Here is a 19490-nt window from a genome sequence, read left to right on the forward strand (position 1 = left end):
TTTAATTAACTAAAATAACGGGAATTGAACTTGATTCTAATACAGCTTGAGAAACTGAACCCACCAAAACTTGCTCCCAAGATTTATGTCCCCTCTTACCCATGACAATATCATCAACTTGGTTTTGTTGAGAAACATTAATAATTTCTTCTGTAATTGCACCTGTAACAGTAATAAATTTATAGCGAATATCTGCTAAAAGTCTTTGAGTTTCTGATTTTAGAAGTTCTATTTCTTTAGCTTCATTTGTTTGAATAACGTGCAATACAATTATCTCGCCATCACCACGACGAGCTATATCGGCAGCTTTAGTTAATACCTGAGTCGCTAAAGGAGAAGTATCGACGGCAGCTAATATTTTCAAATTACGAGTAATACTTACTTTGGTGGGATCGACTTCGCCTCGCTCTAATAATTTTGGTGCAAAGGTAGGAATTGCCCAAGCTCCCAAAGGTGCTGTTACTAGTATAGATAAAGCAGCGATCGCCAATATTATTTCTCCCCCTTCAATTCCTTGTGCCAAGGGAATTCCCCCTATTGCAGCTTGTACGGTGGCTTTAGCTGAGTTACCGGGCAATAAAAATAATCTTTCTCGCAATTTCCAGTTACTGCCCAAGGTAGATAAATACCATCCGCAAGCCCTTCCTATCAAGGTTCCAATTCCTAAAATAATTAATCCTGGAAGCAAAGTTTTTTCTAAAACTTGGATTTGAATACTTGCCCCTAATAAAACGAATAAAATAATTTGTGCTACCACCCACAAACTATCAAAACCTGAGCGCAATCTTCTAGCTAAAGGAGCATCAAATTCAATTAAAAAAAATCCCGTCACCATTACAGCTAAATAGCCAGAGAAAATTGGTATATTTTCTGCTACTACCACCAGCAATAAAGCTAAACTTGCTGCAATTAAAGTATCTTGTACTGTATTTTGAGTCCAGTTTTGTTTTGTCAGTAATAAAACCAACACTTTTGCTGTGACTAAACCTATTACTATTCCTAATAAAATTTGACTAACTATTTGAATGGGAAGCAGTAGAAAAGCATCTACAGTTAAACCGAAAGGTAATGTAATTTCAGAATTTGTTCCTTGCCCTAAAAAATTGAGTAATAAACTAAAGACTAGCAATAATAACACATCAGACAAAGCACTCCCGGTAAGAATAGCATCGGGAATTCCTTTACTAACTCCCCAACCCAGACTTTTTAGTCGCAGCATTCCCGGTACAATTACTGCTGGCGATTCGGCTCCAATGATACAGCCAAGCAATAATCCCGTAGGAAAATCAAACTTGAAAATCCACATTGCAGCTAAAGCAATAATTACAGCTTCGCAAGTAGCAGGTAAAAACCCCAATCTTAGCGCTACAGTTCCCTGCTGTACTAATTTTTCTCTATCTAAACCCAACCCCGCTTTCATCAAAATTACCATTACAGCTATTGTTCGCAAAGGAGCAGACGCTGCAAGTACTTCAGGCACAATTAAATCGGCAAATTGAGGTCCTAATATAATACCAACTATAACCATACCTACTAACGCCGGAACTTTCAGCCTCTGGGCAATTTGTCCGACGAAAAAGCCGAGAAGTAGGATTAAGATGAAACTTTTTAACATGGGTAATGGGGAGAGGGGGAAGAGGGGGTAGAGGGGGAAGAATTAATTACTTGCTACTTGCTATTCCTAACTACTTACCATGCCCAATGCCCAACTCCCAATTCCTATTTTCTGTATGTACGCTTCAAACCAAACACTTTTGATTAAAAGTCTAAGAATCACATATTGATTTTTTTCTAACAATTAAAATCGGGGTTACATTTACATAATTCCGGCTATCTTTTCCAAATCTATAGCTAATATTTTTCTCAAATACTTGAGGTCAAAGTCTTTTATAAATATAAATCTCTGCGTCCTAGTTTTACCATTCAATTAACCTTCACTTCTGAATTATTGAAGTATTCGCATCTATTTAAATTTCGCAAAAATAGTCAGCAAGGACAATAAAAAGTGTTGAAAAAAATTTCATTGATAGTAGCTATAACTCTGCTTTTCTTAAACGGAACGATAGATAACGCTTTTGCTCAAATGCAATCGCCGGGGTTTCCATCCAATGCTAATAGCGGTTCAATCGCATTTGTATTAATCTGTTCGGCACTAGTGTTATTAATGACACCAGCACTTGCTTTTTTCTATGGTGGATTTGTTCGCACCCGCAATGTACTAAATACGCTGATGATGAGCTTTGTGACGATGGCTATTATTGGTGTTACTTGGGTATTGTGGGGCTATAGCTTTGCTTTTGCTCCCGGTAACGCATTTTTTGGTGGATTTGAATGGCTGGGTTTAAATGACGTTGGTTTACAGCCAAGCGAATATGCGCCACAAATTCCCCACTTGGCATTTATGGCTTATCAAGGAATGTTTGCCATTATTGCCCCAGCTTTAATTTCCGGCGCGATCGCAGAGCGTATGAGTTTCACCGGCTACTCAGTATTTGTGGTTTTGTGGTCATTTTTCATCTATTCCCCCATCGCGCATATGGTTTGGGGTGTAGGAGGATTGTTAAGTTTATCTGGTGGTTGGGGTGCGTTGGATTTCGCTGGCGGCACGGTGGTACATATTAGTTCTGGGGTATCGGCTTTTGTTGCAGCAATGTACTTAAAACCCCGTAAAACCTTTCCTGATAAATTGAGTCCACCCCATAACGTACCCTTTATTTTGCTCGGTGCTGGTTTGTTGTGGTTTGGCTGGTTTGGTTTTAATGCCGGTAGCGCTTTAGAAGCCAATAATTTAGCAGTAATTGCCTTTGTAAATACCAATACGAGTGCGGCCGCAGGGGCTTTGACTTGGTTAATTTTAGAAAAAGTATTGCGCGGTAAATCTACAGCAGTCGGTGCTGCCACCGGAGGCGTTGCTGGCTTAGTTGGTATCACTCCAGCCGCAGGATTCGTTTCACCCCTAGCAGCAATATTAATTGGAAGTATCACCGCTTTTGTTTGCTTCTACGCAGTTAGTCTCAAGCACAAAATACAAGTTGATGACGCTTTAGATACATTTCCCATACATGGCGTAGGCGGAACCGTAGGCGCAATTTTGACTGGTATTTTTGCTAGCAGAGCCGTTAACCCAGCAGGAAGAAACGGTTTATTATTCGGCAATCCCGACGAACTACTTTTAGAGTTAGCAGCCATTGTAGTTACTTATTTTCTCGCCGGATTTGGTACCTGGATTATTCTCAAAGTAGTTGAAAGTACGGTGGGATTAAGAGTACACGAAAACGCCGAATTACAAGGAATGGACATCAGCGAACACGGCGAAGAAGCATATAATTCGGAATATACAGATAAAATCAACTTTGGCAGAAAGTAATTTTGGGAATTGGGCATGGGGCATGGGGCATGGGGCATGGGGCACGGGGCATTGCTAATTGGTAACTGCTCACTGCTCACTGCTACCTATTTCCCAAAAAAAGCGAAGGGTAGATTATCATATCCAAATAATTGATTTATCTAGCTACCCGTGTCTAGTTCTGTTAAAACTTTTCCTGCTTGGGCATTTTTCTCTTTATTGAGTAACTTTATACTTCTGCTAGCGGTAATTTTGTTGATTGGCGAACAACAAGGTGGTACCGCTTTTTTGGCTAACATGGTTTCCCCGAAGCGAGAAACTGTTCCTAGTAATCAAACTCAACAAGTTGCTTCCCCTCAATTGGGTAAACGTCATCAACTTGATTATCAAAAATGGGTGAATATTCTGAAACAGGAGGCTGAAGTTGCTGCAACGAAGAAACCCCGAAATTTAACTGTTATGGCTGGGGATTCTCTAAGCTTGTGGTTCCCCTCGGAGTTGTTACCGGATAATAAAACTTGGTTAAATCAAGGAATTTCTGGAGAAAAATCTGCTGGTTTATTAAAAAGATTAAATTTATTTGACAAAACTACACCAGAGTCTATTTTTGTGATGATAGGCATTAATGATTTGATTGCTGGTGTTAATGATGAAACTATTTTAGAGAATCAACGGCAGATATTAGCTTATTTACGTAAGCAGCATTCCCAAGCGCAAATAATAGTCCAGTCTATTTTACCCCATCAAGGAGAACAAGCGACTTGGGAAGGAAAAGACAAACTTTTGGCAATACCTAATAGTCGTATTCGCAAGTTAAATCAACAATTGCGAACCATAGCAGCAAAAGAAGACGTAAAATACTTAAACCTGTACCCTTTGTTTGCCGATAAACAAGGAAATCTCAGGTCAAATTTGACTACCGATGGATTGCATCTTAATCCAGATGGTTATTTAGTTTGGAGTTCTGCTTTACAGTTAACAATGAACAGTGAGCAGTGAGCAGTGAGCAGTTAACAGTGAGCAGTCAACAGTGAACAGTCAACAGTTAATGGTGAAGTGTTGACAATTAACAACTAACAACTAACAACTAACAACCAACAACTAACAACTAATAACTAATAACTAACATCTAATATTATGGATACAAAAGCTTTTAAACGTGCATTACAACATTCGGAAAATTATCATCGTCGGGGATTTGGACATAAAGAAGAAGTTGCAACTCAGCTAAATTCTGAATATCAAAGCGGTTTAATTCAAGAAATTCGAGATAATAATTATAGTTTAACTCGGGGGGATGTTACTATTCGTCTGGCGGAAGCTTTTGGCTTTTGCTGGGGCGTAGAGCGTGCTGTGGCAATGGCTTATGAAACCCGCAAGCATTTCCCCTCAGAACGTATTTGGATTACTAACGAAATTATTCACAACCCATCTGTAAATCAACGTTTGAAAGAAATGCAGGTTGGTTTTATTTCACTTAAGGCTGATGAAAAAGATTTTTCTGTAGTTGGTTCTGGAGATGTAGTAATTTTACCTGCTTTCGGCGCTAGCGTTCAAGAAATGCAACTTTTGTCGGATAAAGGTTGTAAAATTGTTGATACTACTTGTCCTTGGGTTTCTAAAGTTTGGAATACGGTTGAAAAGCATAAAAAAGTTGAATGTACTTCTATCATTCACGGTAAATATAAACATGAAGAAACCATTGCAACTAGTTCGTTTGCTGGCAAATATCTGATTGTTCTGAATTTGCAAGAAGCCGAATATGTTACTAGCTATATTTTAAATGGTGGCAATAGAGAAGAATTTCTAGCTAAATTTAGTAAAGCTTGTTCATCAGGATTCGATCCCGATACAGATTTAAAAAAAGTTGGGATCGCCAATCAAACAACTATGCTCAAAGGAGAAACAGAGCAGATTGGTAAGCTATTCGAGCGTACTATGATGAAAAAATACGGCCCCACTGAATTAAATAATCATTTTCAAAGCTTTAATACTATCTGCGACGCTACCCAGGAAAGACAAGATGCAATGTTGGAGCTAGTAGAAGAAAAGCTTGACTTTATGATAGTGATTGGTGGCTTCAATTCGTCAAATACCGCTCACTTACAGGAAATTGCAGTAGAGAAAAAAATTCCTTCCTATCATGTTGACAGCGTAGAAAGAATTTTATCAGAAAATAATATCGAACATCGCCAGCTAGATGGCAATATCGAGATATCTGAAAATTGGCTGCCAGATGGAGAGATTATTGTAGGAATTACTTCTGGTGCTTCTACACCGGATAAAGTTGTGGAAGATGTAATCAAGAAAATTTTTGAATTAAAGAAAGCGGTAGCAGTAGTTTAAAACTATTCACCACAAAATGCACTATTCTGAAGCAGCCCAAACAAACTGTGAATAAAGACACTAGTGCAAGATTGGAGATAAAATCAGCTATTAGTATTCCTTTTCATTAATTCCGACGGAATGTAGAGACGTAGCAGTGCTACGTCTCCCGACGTTACCGAAAAACAAACCAGTCAGAATTTATGCAATTGACCACACACAGTAGCGTATTTCATTATTTTTGAAGTATATATAGTAAACAAAAAAATAATTCTCCCCCTCTCCCCTCAATCTTTAAACCATAGATAGCTAACTTAAATTGCTCAAAATAGCAGCAGATTTTCTTATACATTCTTAGGGAACATAGTTTTGATACTAAGTGTCCTCCTGTCTAACAAACTGTAACAAGTCAAAAAACTGCCTACATAATTTTTCGTAAATGTTGATATGAGTCTTGAATCATAACAGAAGAGACGATAAGACATATCTTCCTGTGAAAATTATGATTACCCCTACACCAAATACAGGGAAAAGTCACCTACCTATGAACCAAAGAATTACGCAATTGGTTAAGTATTCATTAAAGAACCGCTTTTCTTCTGATAGCCCCATAGTCGATGCGGAAATACGTTTATTAGCTGCTATATACTCAATAATTAGAGCAATATTAAAATTTGGCTAGAGAAATTAAGATAATTTATCTGTCAGGTTAAGTACCAACAATGCTGTATGATAATTAACACTAATAGCAGCTTGGATTCTATACGCAAACCTTCAATTGTAGCATAATGTTATTGTTTTGCACCGTAAATTCTGGTAAAACTTATAGAAGCTAACTGCTATTCCTAGCCAAAATTTAGGTATATAAAGACTATTCCCCTCTCAGCTAATTTCCGGGTCAGAGTGAGGAATTATCCTCATATGTCTAAATATCTACTCAAATTAAAAAGGTTAAGGATTATGATGAGGATTACTAACAAATTAGCACTTGTAACTGCTTGTCTAGCGATATTGTCTGCTGTAGCTTTGAAACCAGCCAGTGCTATGGACAACAACTTATCAGGGAAACTGATAGCACAGACTTTCAACGACGAATCATTTATAGGGGAGGCATCAGAAAATGGTGAGACTGCTCGAAAAGTAGATGATGTTCCTCCCCAACCAGACACTTCTGATGAGTCTTGGATAATGCCTGTTTTATGGGGATTAGGTGGCTATATGATTGGGAGCCTTGTAGGAACAAATAAGACTTATACCAAGATGAATAAAGGTCGTTAATCGGCTACACAACTTAGGCAATAAAATTCAGATCGGGTGCTTCTCCTCAAATAACTTGGCTTACAAATAAGTGTTCCTTTTCCTATAAAGAGTCGAAGGTGGACAGAGTCATATTTGTCCACCTTTAGTTAATCAATCAACGATAAACTATAGCAGTTTTCAACTGCGTCCAATAAAAAAACCGGGAACCTCAACCGTCCTATGGACACCCCTCTCCTGATTCTTGGAGAGGGGAAAGGATGAGATTAAATTTGTATTTCAATTCCACTAAATATGAGAAGCGCTATATCTAATTTTTCGATTCTTCCTTTTTTCTACCTTTGGGGTATGTCTTTTCCAAATAAGGTTAGATACATCAAGCGATAAATATCTGTGTTATCTACATTGTTGGGTAATTTATCTGCATTCAATCCATGTGTTTTTGCCACAATCGAACCAGTAAAATCCATGATTCCTGACCACGCGATCGCAAAGGGGTAATTATTCCCCTGCTTGTCGGGGCCGGAAACGAAAGGTGGAGTTGCCGTACCATCTTTACCATCCCAAGGAGCGCCGTTTCTTCCTTTTTCCGGTAAAGGTTTATCCAAAGGAAAAAGTTCGCTGGTGCCTCCAATTACTTCTAATCCTCCCGCATCGCTATCGGCGGCGGTAATTAATAAGGTGTCAGGATTTTTATCGATAAATTCCATTGCCACACCTATGGCATCATCGGCTCGCTTGACTGCCTCTAAACAGCCTTTAGCGTTGTTGAAATTACAAAAATTGTCACTTCCTTCTTCTTCTAAAACAATAAAAAAGCCATTTGCATTTTGGGATACAACTTTTAAAGTTGCATTTAGCATTTGCGAAACTGTTGGGGTACCTGAAACGTATAGCGGTAAGTTTTTCTCTTTTAAATTTTCTTCTGGTTCATCGTTATAAGTATCGGTTGCGGCGAATATTCCCAACACTTTTTTAGTGTCTGCGGGTAAATCTAAGAGTTCGTCGCGGGTATAAACTACCGTATAACCCTTTTTTTTCGCTTCTTCGATTAAATTTAATCCGTCTTCTCGCTGACTTTCTTCAGCTTTCGCGTATCTTCCGGCAGTACCTTTGGGTAGATAAAAAACTTCACCGCCACCTAAAATGACATCAACACCAGAGTTTACTATTTGCTTGGTAATTTCTGCAAACTCGCTACGAGTCTTTGTTTTGGCGACAAATGCACCAGTTCCAGGTTCGGGTATAATACCAGAATTGATAATTGCTGTGGCTTTACCAGCAGCAACAGCTTCTTCCATAATTGTTTGCGGTTTATCGGAAGCCGCTACCAAGGGTTGTCCGTTTTCATCCAATCCAAAAGAATCGTTATTGGCTTTAACTCCTGTTGCGTGAATTACCGCACTTGCATTAGAAGTTGCGGTAAGTTGATCTTTCAAATGCCCTCGATAAATACCCAAGTTTGACATTTTGTCCCAATTAAGTTCACTATCCGGGCCATAATGCAGCATTCGCGCCGCACCCCAATGAGATGGGCTGGTACCATCTGGATGAATGAATATTACGTTTCCTTGATTTGTTGAATCTGAAGTGGAATTGCCCGATGTCGATGAGTTACATCCAGCTAAAGCCACTACTGTCAATACTGTTAAAGCAATTATTTTTCTGTTAATTTGTAGCACGGTTTTTTTAGAGACTCTATATATATATATATAGGTTGCTAAGTTAATTACGGCTTTTATGATGTTCAGCCTGCGCTACATATAGCAATGTGTCCGAGATTTGTAAATGTGTTTTTAGGAAGGTTTTAGTATTAGTGTAACTTGGGCTACTATATATTTTGTATACCTCAGTTTTATTACTTATTTTTAGCTTTCGGTAAATTAAAAAAAATCATAATCTAAAATATATATATACGATAGATAATTAGGCTTTAAGTTGTTTGAACTGTGAAGAAGGTGATTGATGCGATTTGAATGTACCGATATTTTTGCAGATATTGACCCGAGATTACAACGACTCATACAACGCCGTCGCCGAGGGCTATCTACCCCACCCACAGCTTCAACAGAGGTGGGGGAAGTTGCTGTGATTGCGAAAGTTAACGATGTTCGAGCATGGCGTTCGATGACTGAAGTCCGAGAAGGGGCAGAAGTTGGAAGTACCCCCAATGGAGATATTATTGTTACTGCGAGAGTCCCCGTATCGCGGTTGCAGTCCGTGCGTACTTCTCCCTGTGTCGTCAGTTTGGAAGCGTCACAAAATTTACAGTTAACGACGGAAGACCTAACCCCCCAATCTCCTTCCCTAGTAGGTAAGGGGGAGAATTGGCAGAGTGAAACTACACAACAGAAAGGAAAAAATGCTGTTGTAGGGATTATTGATGTGGGTTGCGATTTCGTTCATCAAAATTTTCGTCACCCGGATGGCTCTACCAGAATACTTGCTCTATGGGATCAAGATGGTTCTTCCGATCCCGATAGTCCTTTTGGCTATGGAAAAGTTTATCGCAGTGCAGAAATAAACCAAGCTCTAAAATCGGAAAATCCTTATTCAGCTTTGGGTTATTATCCAGGAAAAATTGCTCACGGTACCCATGTAATGGATATCGCTACGGGTAATGGAAACGGTACCGGAAATCCTGGTATTTCCCCGGAAGCTGATATTGTTTTCGTCCACTTTTCTAACGGTGCTGTAGAGGCAGTTTTAGCTGATGGAGGCTCTGCTGTAGATAAGTCTTTGGGAGATACTACCGAGCTTGTGGAAGCGGTAGATTTCATTTTTGAAATTGCCGAACAACGTCCTTGTGTGGTGAATATTAGTTTAGCTTTACATGGCGGTCCCCATGATGGTACTGCTTTGGTGGAACAAAGTATAGATGCTTTGGTGAGTAATAAGCCGAATCGAGCAGTAGTTATTGCAGCAGGAAATTCGTATTACAAAGGAATTCATAGCTCGGGTACAGTCGCCAAAAATGATTTTACCGATTTGTATTGGGATATTCCTAGGGGACATTGGCAGTACAAAGCAATGGAAATTTGGTATGCTGGGGCTGATAAATTCCTCCTGGAGATTTTTCCTCCCAATGGCGAGGCTTTGGTAAGTCTGCAATTAGGAGAAAATGGCGACATTGTAGACGAAAATGACAACACCGTGATTTATCTATCTCATCGTTTTTGCGACCCCAACAACGGTGATAATATGATTGGCATTTTCATGGAATCCAAGCTTCCTGGAGGAGTTTGGACTGTACGATTGCATGGAATTGAAGTTAATAACGGTTCTTTTCACGCTTGGATTGAACGTGAAGACGGTTCCCAGACTAGCTTTGTCCCACCTCACGATAATACTAATACTGTTAGCTCCATCGGTTGCGGGCACAATATTATTATGGTTGGTTCTTACGATCCGACCAAACCCGGTCAGCCTCTATCATATTTTTCTAGTTCTGGACCTACTCGCGATGGACGTAAAAAACCGGATTTTATCGCTCCTGGGCAGAATATATGGGCTGCATCTTCACTTACTCAAACTAAATCTTCTCGTAAATCGGGTACTAGTATGTCCGCACCAGTTGTTACGGGAATCATCGCTTTGATGTTAAGCGAAGCCCGCGATCGCAAAATTGAATTAGATATCAATCAAATTCGCGATATATTAATCCAAAGTGCCGAAAACAACCCTCCAGAAGATCCTTTGAAAGCAGCTCGTTACGGCTACGGGCCAATAAGTATAAACGCCGCTATCTCAGCCGTTAGAACGATGTGATAGGATCTAAGAATAGAATATAATATTTATTCGACGAAAAAAATAAAGTCTTAAACAAGGATTCTTACCTATGCTTTATGTAGCAGGTAGACCAGTACGTGTAAAAAAGAGCATGTTACATGGCTGTCATAAGAAAGAACATGGTTCTGAAATGGCGCAATCGCAACACACAAATAGCGATAACCTATTTGGTGTGACCATAAAAGTGACAGAACCTGGTTATATTCCCGCAGGTATCAAATTAAGAGGTCACATTTCAGATAATTTGATTACAGCAACTGTGACACTAGAAGATATGAAAAATTTAGAAACCGATTCTAGAGTAGTTTCAATTAGTGCCCCTAGAAAACTCCATTCTGCTAAACACGATACAGTCGCTTGAGTGTTTTGACCTCAAACTGGTTTCATTGGTATTGACAATTGAGACTTTTAGTGCATACATAACGATTGTAGCGTAAGTTAACAAAAATTTTGAATAATTTATCTGTGATTTTGATAAAAAACGCTAAAAAAGGCGGCTATTAGTTAGTCGTCTTTTTTTAGTTTGAAATATAGCTAATTTTTATTGAGTCCGCTACATTTTTAACCTCACCCCGTCCTCCGGACATCCCTCTCCGCTACTTTGTAGAGGGAAACGAGGCTGAGGTTCTGAATTAAAAAAGGACTTTGCACTTTAACACTTATCAAATCTCTCTTGAAGAATATTGACTTAAAATACATTTAGCTATCTTTGAATTTATAAATCATCAATAGTGAATTTTAAGAAAAGTAAAGAACAATAATATTTTTATAAATCGATTTATTAAAGTTTGTAGTATAATTTGACTAAATATTTTTAAGACATTAGTATTTTAATCTTAGTGAAGCCAAATCGGGATGATTGGTGCTAAATTGAGAAGATGAATTACAGTTTGCTGAAAAGGCGATTATAGACATCTGTTAAAAATTGACGGGAAATAAAGCAAATGCGTGCAATTGTTTTTTTGCTCAAGAAACGTTTTTTCAAGGCTTTAGGGAATAAGGCGGGAAAAACGTCTTATAACCTGTTTGAGGCAGCTAATAATTGCCGCGCTATTTTAACAGAATCCGTACCATTTTTAATTGCCTGTGCGGTTTTTTTAAGCGTTGTCAGTTTGCACAGTCCAACATTGCTATTTTGCTTGTTGTTGGGTAGTTTGATTGCTGTAGTAATACAGCAGATTTCGTGGAAATTTAATTTACCAAAGCGCCAGTTAATCGGATTGCAAATTTTAGCGATCGCGCTGCTTCTGAGTGTATTTTGGTTGGATTATTTTGCTTCCCCGGCGCAAGCACAATTTTTTGGCAAGGCTGAAGATTTTTTCAAAAATACTTTAACTGAAGGCTCTAATGATTCGGGTACTAATAACGCTGTAAGTTTAGTCTTTAATGTATTGCGGGCGCTTTATTTACTTTATATTGCTATTGCTTTAATCGGTGTAGTCAATGCAGTTCGTAAGGATGAAGACTGGCAAAATATTGCGAGAACTCCTTTATTAGTAGTTGTCGCTGTCACAATTGCCGATGTGTTAACTGGGTTTATTATCGGGGGTTAAGTCAGTTAACAGTGAACAGTGAACAGTGAGCAGTGAAGAATTATTTATGAATCAATGATAATCTTAAATTAAAAAACAGGAAACGGGGAACAGTAAAGAATCACCAAGGAAAATGAGTAAGTAATACTGATAACTGTTAACTGATAACTGATAACTGTTAACTGATTATGGATAAAGATTTTAGACCAGTAAATCAAATTTTAGGCACACAACCATCATTAGGACCATTACCAGCAGATCAAATATTTCCTTGGACAGTAATTGCTTTAGCTGCTTATTTCATCGTGAATGGAATTTTTGGAGGTCTTTTTGATGATGATTTTCAAAAGTGGTTGTGGACTACTTTGATTGCTGGTTGGGGTATGGGGACTTGGTGGATATTAACAGGTGGTAGAAGTTGGCGCTTTTTAAGCAAGTTTATTGGTGTACCCAAGTGGACGAGGGGAATTGCACGTTATCAAAGCTTTTTGGAAGTAACCCATGAAGCCAAAAATTGGCAAAAAAAGCGTCGCAAACGTCGCAGGTAGTAATGTTAGATTAACTCCTTTTGAGGATGCTTTACATCTGGCGACGATGTTAAAGATATCTCTTGATGGTCGAGATGTTGGCGGCTATATTTTAAATAAGGCTAATAAAAAAGATAGTTTTTGTTTTGTTTTTGGTTTTGATTGTAGGGGAATTCATACTACTTTAAGACCGGAACAAATTGATACTATATGTAATAATATTGAAGCTGGATTAAAAGATATTCCTGGTGGTGAAAAACTAACTTTCCATTTGGGTTCTTTCACTTCGGAAATTGGACGACAGCAGGAATTAGCAAGTTTAGTCAAAGAAGCTGCTTCTCCAAATATCAAATATTTATTAATGGCGGAACGTGCTAGAGTCAAGGAATTGACTCAAAGCGGTATTCGCAAGCCAAAATTTTTGCGAATTTACGTTACTTTTACCGTTGAACCTGATAGTACTAATACCGATGATTGGATAGAAAGGTTATTAGCTAAAGGTGAAAAGTGGTGGTTGAAATTCAAAGGGGATTTAACTGCTACCCAGCATCAACGGATTGAAACTGTTGTTAGAAGTGCTTATAAGCAGGGTTTTCGTCGTTGGGAACAGCTTTTATCTAATAAGATGGGTTTGGATATTAAGCCCATGAATGCAAACCAGCTTTGGAGTGAAATTTGGAGACGGTTTAACGATAGTCAACCTATTGATATTCCTCAATTGGTGACTTTGGACGAAGATGGCTTGCACGAACAGGTTTATTCTGACTTGGCAAGTACCAAATTATTAATTGACAACCTGCACAGTACAACTTTGCTGATGGAAAAAGATGTACCTTGTGCCGATAGAAGTTGGGTTAACGTTAATAATCGATACGTAGGTGCGTTGACTTTTCTAGAAAAACCCGGAGGTTGGCAAAATAAGTCATCTCAATTACGCTACCTTTGGGAATTAGTTGCCAGGGAAACTGTTGTCGATACGGAAGTGTTTTGTCAGTTGAGTGCGGCGAATCCGGCGATAGTCAAAACTACTCTGCAAAGGGTTTTGAAGCAATCGAATATGACGGCGAGGTTGGCAGAAGAGAAGAGTAAAACTATTGATGTCGGCGCTCAATTAAAGTTGAAAAAATCGGTAGCGGCTCAAGAGCAGATTTATGAGGGTGCCGTTCCGATATATACCAGCGTTGTCATGTTAGTGCATCGCGATAGCGTTGAGAGATTGGATGAAGCTGCAAGGTATATCGAAAATAGTTTTCAACGCCCCGCCCAAGTTATTAGAGAAACTGAATATGCTTGGAAGATTTGGCTGCAAACTTTACCGATTGTTTGGGAAGGTTTACTGGCAAAACCTTTTAATCGTCGTCAGCTTTATTTAACCAATGAGGTACCTGGTTTAATTCCTTTGGTAAAGACAAGGGAAGGAGACGGAAAAGGTTTTGAGTTAATTGCTGAGGAAGGGGGAACACCAATCCAGCTTGACTTGTTTAATCAGCATAAAAATTTAGCTTTATTTGCAACAACTCGGGCTGGTAAATCGGTTTTAGTTTCGGGAATTTTAACTCAGGCTCTAGCGCATAATATTCCCGTGATAGCCTTGGATTTTCCCAAGCCTGACGGTACTTCCACCTTTACCGACTACACGGAATTTATGGAAGATTGGGGGGCATACTTCGATATTTCCAAACAATCGAATAATTTATTTGAACAGCCAGATTTGAGAGCTTTGAGTTATGAGGAGCAGAAAGATAGGTTTGGGGATTACGTTGCTTTCTTAGAATCAGCCTTGATGACGATGGTATTGGGTTCATCGAGCGAAAGTCAACTGTTGACTCAGACAGTGCGCTCTGTAATTAACTTAGCGTTGAATGCATTTTTCAACGATGACGGCATCAGGAAAAGATATGAAGATGCAATTAACGAAGGATTTGGTTCCGTCGCTTGGCACAAAACTCCTACCTTAAAAGATTTTCTCACATTTTGTTCTCCAGAGCATTTAAATTTAGAAGCTCAGGGTGGAAGAATAGAAGATGCGTTGAGCCAGATTGATTTACGCTTGAGATTTTGGTTATCGAGTCGGGTTGGACAAGCAATATCAGCACCATCAAGTTTTCCTACCGACGCTCAACTTTTAGTATTTGCATTGAGAAATTTATCGGATAGCGAAGACGCTGCGGTATTATCTTTGAGTGCATATTCAGCAGCATTAAGGAGGGCTTTAAGTAGCCCCGCGTCAATATTCTTCATTGATGAAGCGCCGATTTTGTTTGAATTCGACCAAATTTCAGATTTAGTCGGGAGAATTTGCGCCAATGGAGCTAAAGCTGGGATTAGAGTTATATTATCAGCCCAAGACCCGGATACCATAGCAAAATCCAAAGCAGCATCAAAGATTTTGCAGAATTTAACAACTAGGTTAATAGGAAGAATTCAGCCGGTTGCAGTAGACAGTTTTGAAAGCATTTTAAAATATCCCCGCGACATCATTAGTAGAAATGCTTCAGAAAGTTTTTTCCCTCGTAAAGAAGGAGTTTACAGTCAGTGGTTGTTAGATGACAACGGAATTTACAGCTTTTGTCGTTACTATCCAGGCTACGAGCAATTAGCAGTAGTAGCCAATAATCCTAACGAACAAACTGCCAGAAATCAATTTATGGAAACTCATGCAGATAAATATGAAGCAATTTCCGCATTTGCTCGTCAATTAGTAGCTTCGTTGAAGAATCAGTAAACAGTGAACAGTGAACAGTGAACAGTTATCAATTATCAATTACCAATTACCAATTACCAATTACCCATTAACAACTAACTACCAACAACTAACAACCAACAACCAATATGAAAAAAACAATTTTTATTACACTTTCAATTTCGTTATTAGCAGCATTACCGGCAATCGCTCAAGTTGGTAATGTATGGGTTGATTTTCAAAATTACGCTAACGATTTACAACTTTATTTGAAAGATAATATCTCTGATACTTTACTACCTGTAGAATCAGAAGCTCAAACTGCTATCAATAGCTATAACGGTGAGTTAAATATTCCCAATCCGATTGCTGCAAGAAGAAGTTTGATTGATGATATTGTGATTAATTCTTTGTCAAACAACTTTGAAAACAATCCAGCAGTCAATGCTAAATTATCAGCAAACGAAGTTGACAGACAATTAACTCGTAGCATCGCAGTAGGAATATTAGGAGAAGAAGCGCAAATACGTTCGAGAAACAAACTTGAGAATATTGAAAATTCCTTAGAAAACACTACCAGAGATATTCAACAAAGGCAAGAAGATTCGCAAAACCTTTTCGATGATATTGCAGAAACCGCTATTAATGCTTCTAATCCATTATCAGGATTACTCAATCAAAGTCAATCAACATTAATTGCATTGCAGTTACAAAATAATGAAATTGAAAACGAACAGTCAAAGATGATTGCCGAAAACTTAGTTCAGACAATGCAATTACATCAAAGCTTGCAATATTCTAACTTGAATTTAGCTAATATCTCTCAAGAAATTGAAGAATCAAATCGTTCTAGAAGAGTCAAAGCATCCGCAGAAGCGGCAAGGCTTTTAAGAACAACTTCTCAAGTTGATTTGTTTGGGAGGAGTAAGGAGTGATTACTCGTTTCTAGGCTCAACCTGGAAACGCATATAAGGAAGGCTCTGCCTTCGGTTAAGTATCAAGGCAGAGCCTTCTTAAATGCATTACAAGTTAGAACCTTATGACGAGAATTTAACGAGAATTAATCTAAAATTAAAAAAATTCCCAAAATGTTGTTAGCACAAATTGGTATCAATGAAATTATAAATGATGGTGCGGCGACAGCCCAAAGCATTGCGGACGGTTGGGATAGGCAATGGATAGATTTGTTGCAAAATAACACCGATAGCAATTTATATGGAGCGCTGACTAATCTTGGTGTGTTTTTCGCCGTCGGGACTCTATTAATTTTTATGATGCAATGGTTAAAAGATACTATCAATAATGATTATTCTCGTCCTATATCAGGTTTGATTTGGCCTTTTATTGTAGTGTTATTTTTAACTAATACTGGAAATGGAACTATACTCTCAAATTTAACTTTGGGAGTACGAAATTTTGTTAATAGCATCAACGAACAAGTAGTAGAATCTGCCGATATCAATCAAACTTACCAGCAAGCAATTAATATGAGTATTGCTGAAGATGTAGTAGGTTCATTTTTACGTCCCTGTCAATCTTTGAATGGCGAACAACAAAGACAGTGTTTTGTGAAAGCAACAGAGAAAATTGATATCTTATGGGAAGAATATAGAAGCTTATATGGCGATCGCCCCTGGATAAGCAGATTAGAAAGCCAAGTAAATCAAATTACTTTAGGAACGGGTGTTTTATCGGAGGAAGCATTTAATTCTTTGATTGGCTCCACCGTGCAAATTACAATAAAAAACTTTTTAATTTCCCTACAATCAGCTTTTCAGAACTTGATAGAAGCTACAATGCTATTAATAGCTGCTTTGGGGCCATTAGCGGTAGGTGGTTCATTATTACCCGTAGCAGGTAAACCGATTTTTGCATGGTTGACGGGATTTTTCTCGTTAGGAATTGCTAAAATTTCCTTCAATATTATTGCCATATTAACAGCATCAGTAATCGTTAACGGCCCAGCCCAAAATCCCAATACCAACCCAGATTTAATGTGGTTTATCATCTTTTTGGGAATATTAGCCCCAATTTTATCTTTGGCAACAGCAGGAGCGGGAGGTTTTGCTGTCTTTAATGCTATTAGCAGTACCACTTCCTGGGTGAAATCAGTTAGCAGTTAACAGTGAGCAGTGAGCAGTGAGCAGTTAACAGTGAGCAGTTAACAGTGAGCAGTGAGCAGTGAGCAGTGAGCAGTGAGCAGTGAGTTATAAATTACCCATTACCAATTACCAATTACCAATTACCAATGCCCCATGCCCCATGCCCCATGCCCAATGCCCAATGCCCAATGCCCCATGCCCAATTACTAATTACCAATTACCCATTACCAATTACCAATCATGGTGCGTTTATTAGAAAAACGAAAACAAAAAGGAAACCTTTTAGTAACCTTTGCTGTTGCTACTTTCGGTTTACATCTATTAACTTTACTTTTATTAATAATTCAGGGGTTGACTATTCGTCAATTAAGTGTTCAGAAACCACCGACTTTTGTGCAGTTAGTTGATGGGAAACCTGTAAAAAATAGGAATGAATTACAGCGAAAACCCGCAGCAATAGAAAATTTTGTCAGTAAAACGATGAAATCGATGTTTGATTGGTCGGGAAAATTACCCGTAGAGAACATTAATCAAGCTAATAACCCAGAAAAAGATTTGGGAATATCAATTAAAACACCTCGGGGTGGCAGCAAAAAAGTTACTACTAGTAGTTGGATATCTAGCTTTGCGTTTTCGGAAGATTTTCGTAAAGGTTTTTTAAGTACGGTAGCAGAATTAACGCCTCCGGAGGTATTTTCAGATAATTCTAAACAAGCAATCGTAGCAGAATTAAATATTGCTAGAATCTATCCCCCGCAGCAAATTGAACCAGGTAAATGGAGAGTGGGAATAGTCGCAAATTTAGTTCAAAAACGCGGTGATGATAACAAAATCGTGACACCATTTAATAAAGATATTTTTGTACAGGCAGTAGATGCTTTTAATTACCCAGTAATAGTTAATCTTACCGACTTACAAAAAGCAATTTATAAAACTCGTAGCGATAAATTAGAGATTTATGAAATCCGAGAATTATGTTTAACCGATAAATACGACAATCTAGCTCCAGAAGGATTCAATCGCTGTAAAAATCGGTGAAAATTCAATAGTTTTACTAATTATTTATTAATTAATTTTAAATTTTATTGCCCGAAAGGTCTTTTGACTTTCAATTTTTATATTTCGTTTATTCCCTTGTATATTATTTATTCTTTCCAATTACCAATTACCAATTCCTAATTCCCAATCTTAAATGCGAACCTTAAATACAGAAAAAAATCAAACTAATATCGTTCCCTTGTTCGCAATCGGAACATTTAGCTTGCATTTGTTCGCTTTGCTGTTGCTAATGTTTCACAGCGGAATGTTACAGCAAGTTAAGCGCAAATCTGTACCTCAAATTCTGGTACAGTTAGAGAATGGACGAGTTATCACCGCTGACGCTAAAAATAGTTTTGAGCGCGATCGCGAAACAATTCGCCGTTTTGTAGGTGAAGCTATGACTATGATGTTTACTTGGTCGGCAAAACAATCTTCTACAGTAGTTTGGGATGTTGTATCCGATTTATTGAGAAATGATTTTAAACGAGAATTTGCTCAAAATTTTAATAGTTTTGAATTAGAAAGCCCCGAACAAAATGTTTTAGTAATTCAAAAGATTTCTCAACCGGAGGCGATAGCTAATGGTAAATGGAAAGTTAATATTTTTGCTCACCGTTTAATTTTTACTCGTGGTGATAATTTGGGCAAGTCAATACCCTTCAATAAGCAGATTTTAGTTGAAACTAAAGATGAAATAACTCCTCTACCCCGTTTTGCAACTCCGATAAATTTAGCAGTTTACCGACTGGGAGAAGCAAGAATGCAAATTTATAATATCTGTGATATAGAAGATAAAAATTGTTCGAGAAATAGGATTAAAGGTTAGAGGTTAAAGGTTAAAGGTTAAAGGTTAAAGGTTCAATATTTTTTAATTTATTCATCTCTTTT

15 protein-coding genes are annotated in these 19490 nt (G+C 38.1%); 13 read left to right on the plus strand and 2 right to left on the minus strand.

Annotation, left to right across the window (positions count from 1 at the left end; all coding sequences use genetic code 11):
* Position 1: 1 nt before the first annotated feature.
* Positions 2–1615 (minus strand): sodium:proton antiporter, encoded by a 1614-nt coding sequence (locus tag RIV7116_RS18905; RefSeq protein ID WP_015119914.1) that lies wholly within the window; start codon positions 1613–1615, stop codon positions 2–4.
* 390 nt (positions 1616–2005) lie between these two features.
* Here RIV7116_RS18905 and RIV7116_RS18910 point away from each other — a divergent pair, with 390 nt between their 5' ends.
* From RIV7116_RS18910 to RIV7116_RS18925, 4 genes are all read left to right on the plus strand, one after another.
* A complete protein-coding gene (locus RIV7116_RS18910; protein WP_015119915.1) occupies positions 2006–3367 on the plus strand; it encodes an ammonium transporter in 1362 nt (453 codons plus the stop codon).
* Positions 3368–3517: 150 nt separating this feature from the next.
* Positions 3518–4345: an SGNH/GDSL hydrolase family protein gene (locus RIV7116_RS18915; protein WP_015119916.1), complete on the plus strand. Its 828-nt coding sequence runs from the start codon at positions 3518–3520 to the stop codon at positions 4343–4345.
* A gap of 138 nt (positions 4346–4483) precedes the next feature.
* Positions 4484–5692 carry a 4-hydroxy-3-methylbut-2-enyl diphosphate reductase gene (locus RIV7116_RS18920; protein WP_015119917.1) on the plus strand — a complete coding sequence of 403 codons (1209 nt, stop codon included), beginning with the start codon at positions 4484–4486 and terminating at the stop codon, positions 5690–5692.
* 939 nt (positions 5693–6631) lie between these two features.
* Complete coding sequence (locus tag RIV7116_RS18925; RefSeq protein WP_157229300.1) at positions 6632–6949, plus strand: hypothetical protein; 318 nt, start codon at positions 6632–6634, stop codon at positions 6947–6949.
* 314 nt (positions 6950–7263) lie between these two features.
* Here the strand turns inward: RIV7116_RS18925 and RIV7116_RS18930 are convergent, their stop codons facing one another.
* A complete protein-coding gene (locus RIV7116_RS18930) occupies positions 7264–8610 on the minus strand; it encodes an alkaline phosphatase (protein ID WP_015119920.1) in 1347 nt (448 codons plus the stop codon).
* Between the two features lie 283 nt (positions 8611–8893).
* Between RIV7116_RS18930 and RIV7116_RS18935 the strand changes: the two genes are divergently transcribed.
* The 9 genes from RIV7116_RS18935 to RIV7116_RS18975 all read left to right on the plus strand — a co-directional run bounded on the left by RIV7116_RS18935 (position 8894) and on the right by RIV7116_RS18975 (position 19428).
* A complete protein-coding gene (locus RIV7116_RS18935) occupies positions 8894–10696 on the plus strand; it encodes a S8 family peptidase (protein WP_015119921.1) in 1803 nt (600 codons plus the stop codon).
* Between the two features lie 112 nt (positions 10697–10808).
* Entirely contained in the window at positions 10809–11078 is a 270-nt protein-coding gene (locus RIV7116_RS18940) for a hypothetical protein (protein ID WP_044291047.1), read from the plus strand.
* A gap of 583 nt (positions 11079–11661) precedes the next feature.
* Entirely contained in the window at positions 11662–12270 is a 609-nt protein-coding gene (locus RIV7116_RS18945; RefSeq protein ID WP_015119923.1) for a hypothetical protein, read from the plus strand.
* Positions 12271–12437: 167 nt separating this feature from the next.
* Positions 12438–12797 carry a hypothetical protein gene (locus RIV7116_RS18950; protein ID WP_015119924.1) on the plus strand — a complete coding sequence of 120 codons (360 nt, stop codon included), beginning with the start codon at positions 12438–12440 and terminating at the stop codon, positions 12795–12797.
* Positions 12751–15501, plus strand: coding sequence for a hypothetical protein (locus RIV7116_RS18955; RefSeq protein ID WP_015119925.1), 2751 nt, complete (start codon positions 12751–12753; stop codon positions 15499–15501). Before RIV7116_RS18950 ends, RIV7116_RS18955 begins: the two co-directional genes overlap by 47 nt.
* Before the next feature lie 107 nt (positions 15502–15608).
* Positions 15609–16394, plus strand: a complete 786-nt coding sequence (locus RIV7116_RS18960; protein WP_015119926.1) for a hypothetical protein — start codon at positions 15609–15611, stop codon at positions 16392–16394.
* A gap of 153 nt (positions 16395–16547) precedes the next feature.
* Positions 16548–17582, plus strand: coding sequence for a hypothetical protein (locus RIV7116_RS18965; RefSeq protein WP_015119927.1), 1035 nt, complete (start codon positions 16548–16550; stop codon positions 17580–17582).
* Between the two features lie 219 nt (positions 17583–17801).
* Positions 17802–18599 (plus strand): hypothetical protein, encoded by a 798-nt coding sequence (locus RIV7116_RS18970; protein WP_015119928.1) that lies wholly within the window; start codon positions 17802–17804, stop codon positions 18597–18599.
* A 154-nt stretch (positions 18600–18753) separates the two neighbouring features.
* Complete coding sequence (locus tag RIV7116_RS18975) at positions 18754–19428, plus strand: hypothetical protein (RefSeq protein ID WP_015119929.1); 675 nt, start codon at positions 18754–18756, stop codon at positions 19426–19428.
* Positions 19429–19490 lie beyond the last annotated feature (62 nt).

Origin of the sequence: Rivularia sp. PCC 7116 (assembly GCF_000316665.1) — a bacterium.
Lineage (GTDB): Bacteria > Cyanobacteriota > Cyanobacteriia > Cyanobacteriales > Nostocaceae > Rivularia.

What these genes read in the sequence shown, in the direction of transcription:
- RIV7116_RS18955 (WP_015119925.1), top strand. Translation starts at nt 12,751, where the DNA reads ATGAAGCCAAAAATTGGCAAAAAAAGCGTCGCAAACGTCGCAGGTAGT.
- RIV7116_RS18905 (WP_015119914.1), bottom strand. Translation starts at nt 1,615, where the DNA reads ATGTTAAAAAGTTTCATCTTAATCCTACTTCTCGGCTTTTTCGTCGGA.
- RIV7116_RS18920 (WP_015119917.1), top strand. Translation starts at nt 4,484, where the DNA reads ATGGATACAAAAGCTTTTAAACGTGCATTACAACATTCGGAAAATTAT.
- RIV7116_RS18940 (WP_044291047.1), top strand. Translation starts at nt 10,809, where the DNA reads ATGTTACATGGCTGTCATAAGAAAGAACATGGTTCTGAAATGGCGCAA.
- RIV7116_RS18965 (WP_015119927.1), top strand. Translation starts at nt 16,548, where the DNA reads ATGTTGTTAGCACAAATTGGTATCAATGAAATTATAAATGATGGTGCG.
- RIV7116_RS18935 (WP_015119921.1), top strand. Translation starts at nt 8,894, where the DNA reads ATGCGATTTGAATGTACCGATATTTTTGCAGATATTGACCCGAGATTA.
- RIV7116_RS18975 (WP_015119929.1), top strand. Translation starts at nt 18,754, where the DNA reads ATGCGAACCTTAAATACAGAAAAAAATCAAACTAATATCGTTCCCTTG.
- RIV7116_RS18960 (WP_015119926.1), top strand. Translation starts at nt 15,609, where the DNA reads ATGAAAAAAACAATTTTTATTACACTTTCAATTTCGTTATTAGCAGCA.
- RIV7116_RS18970 (WP_015119928.1), top strand. Translation starts at nt 17,802, where the DNA reads ATGGTGCGTTTATTAGAAAAACGAAAACAAAAAGGAAACCTTTTAGTA.
- RIV7116_RS18925 (WP_157229300.1), top strand. Translation starts at nt 6,632, where the DNA reads ATGATGAGGATTACTAACAAATTAGCACTTGTAACTGCTTGTCTAGCG.
- RIV7116_RS18950 (WP_015119924.1), top strand. Translation starts at nt 12,438, where the DNA reads ATGGATAAAGATTTTAGACCAGTAAATCAAATTTTAGGCACACAACCA.
- RIV7116_RS18945 (WP_015119923.1), top strand. Translation starts at nt 11,662, where the DNA reads ATGCGTGCAATTGTTTTTTTGCTCAAGAAACGTTTTTTCAAGGCTTTA.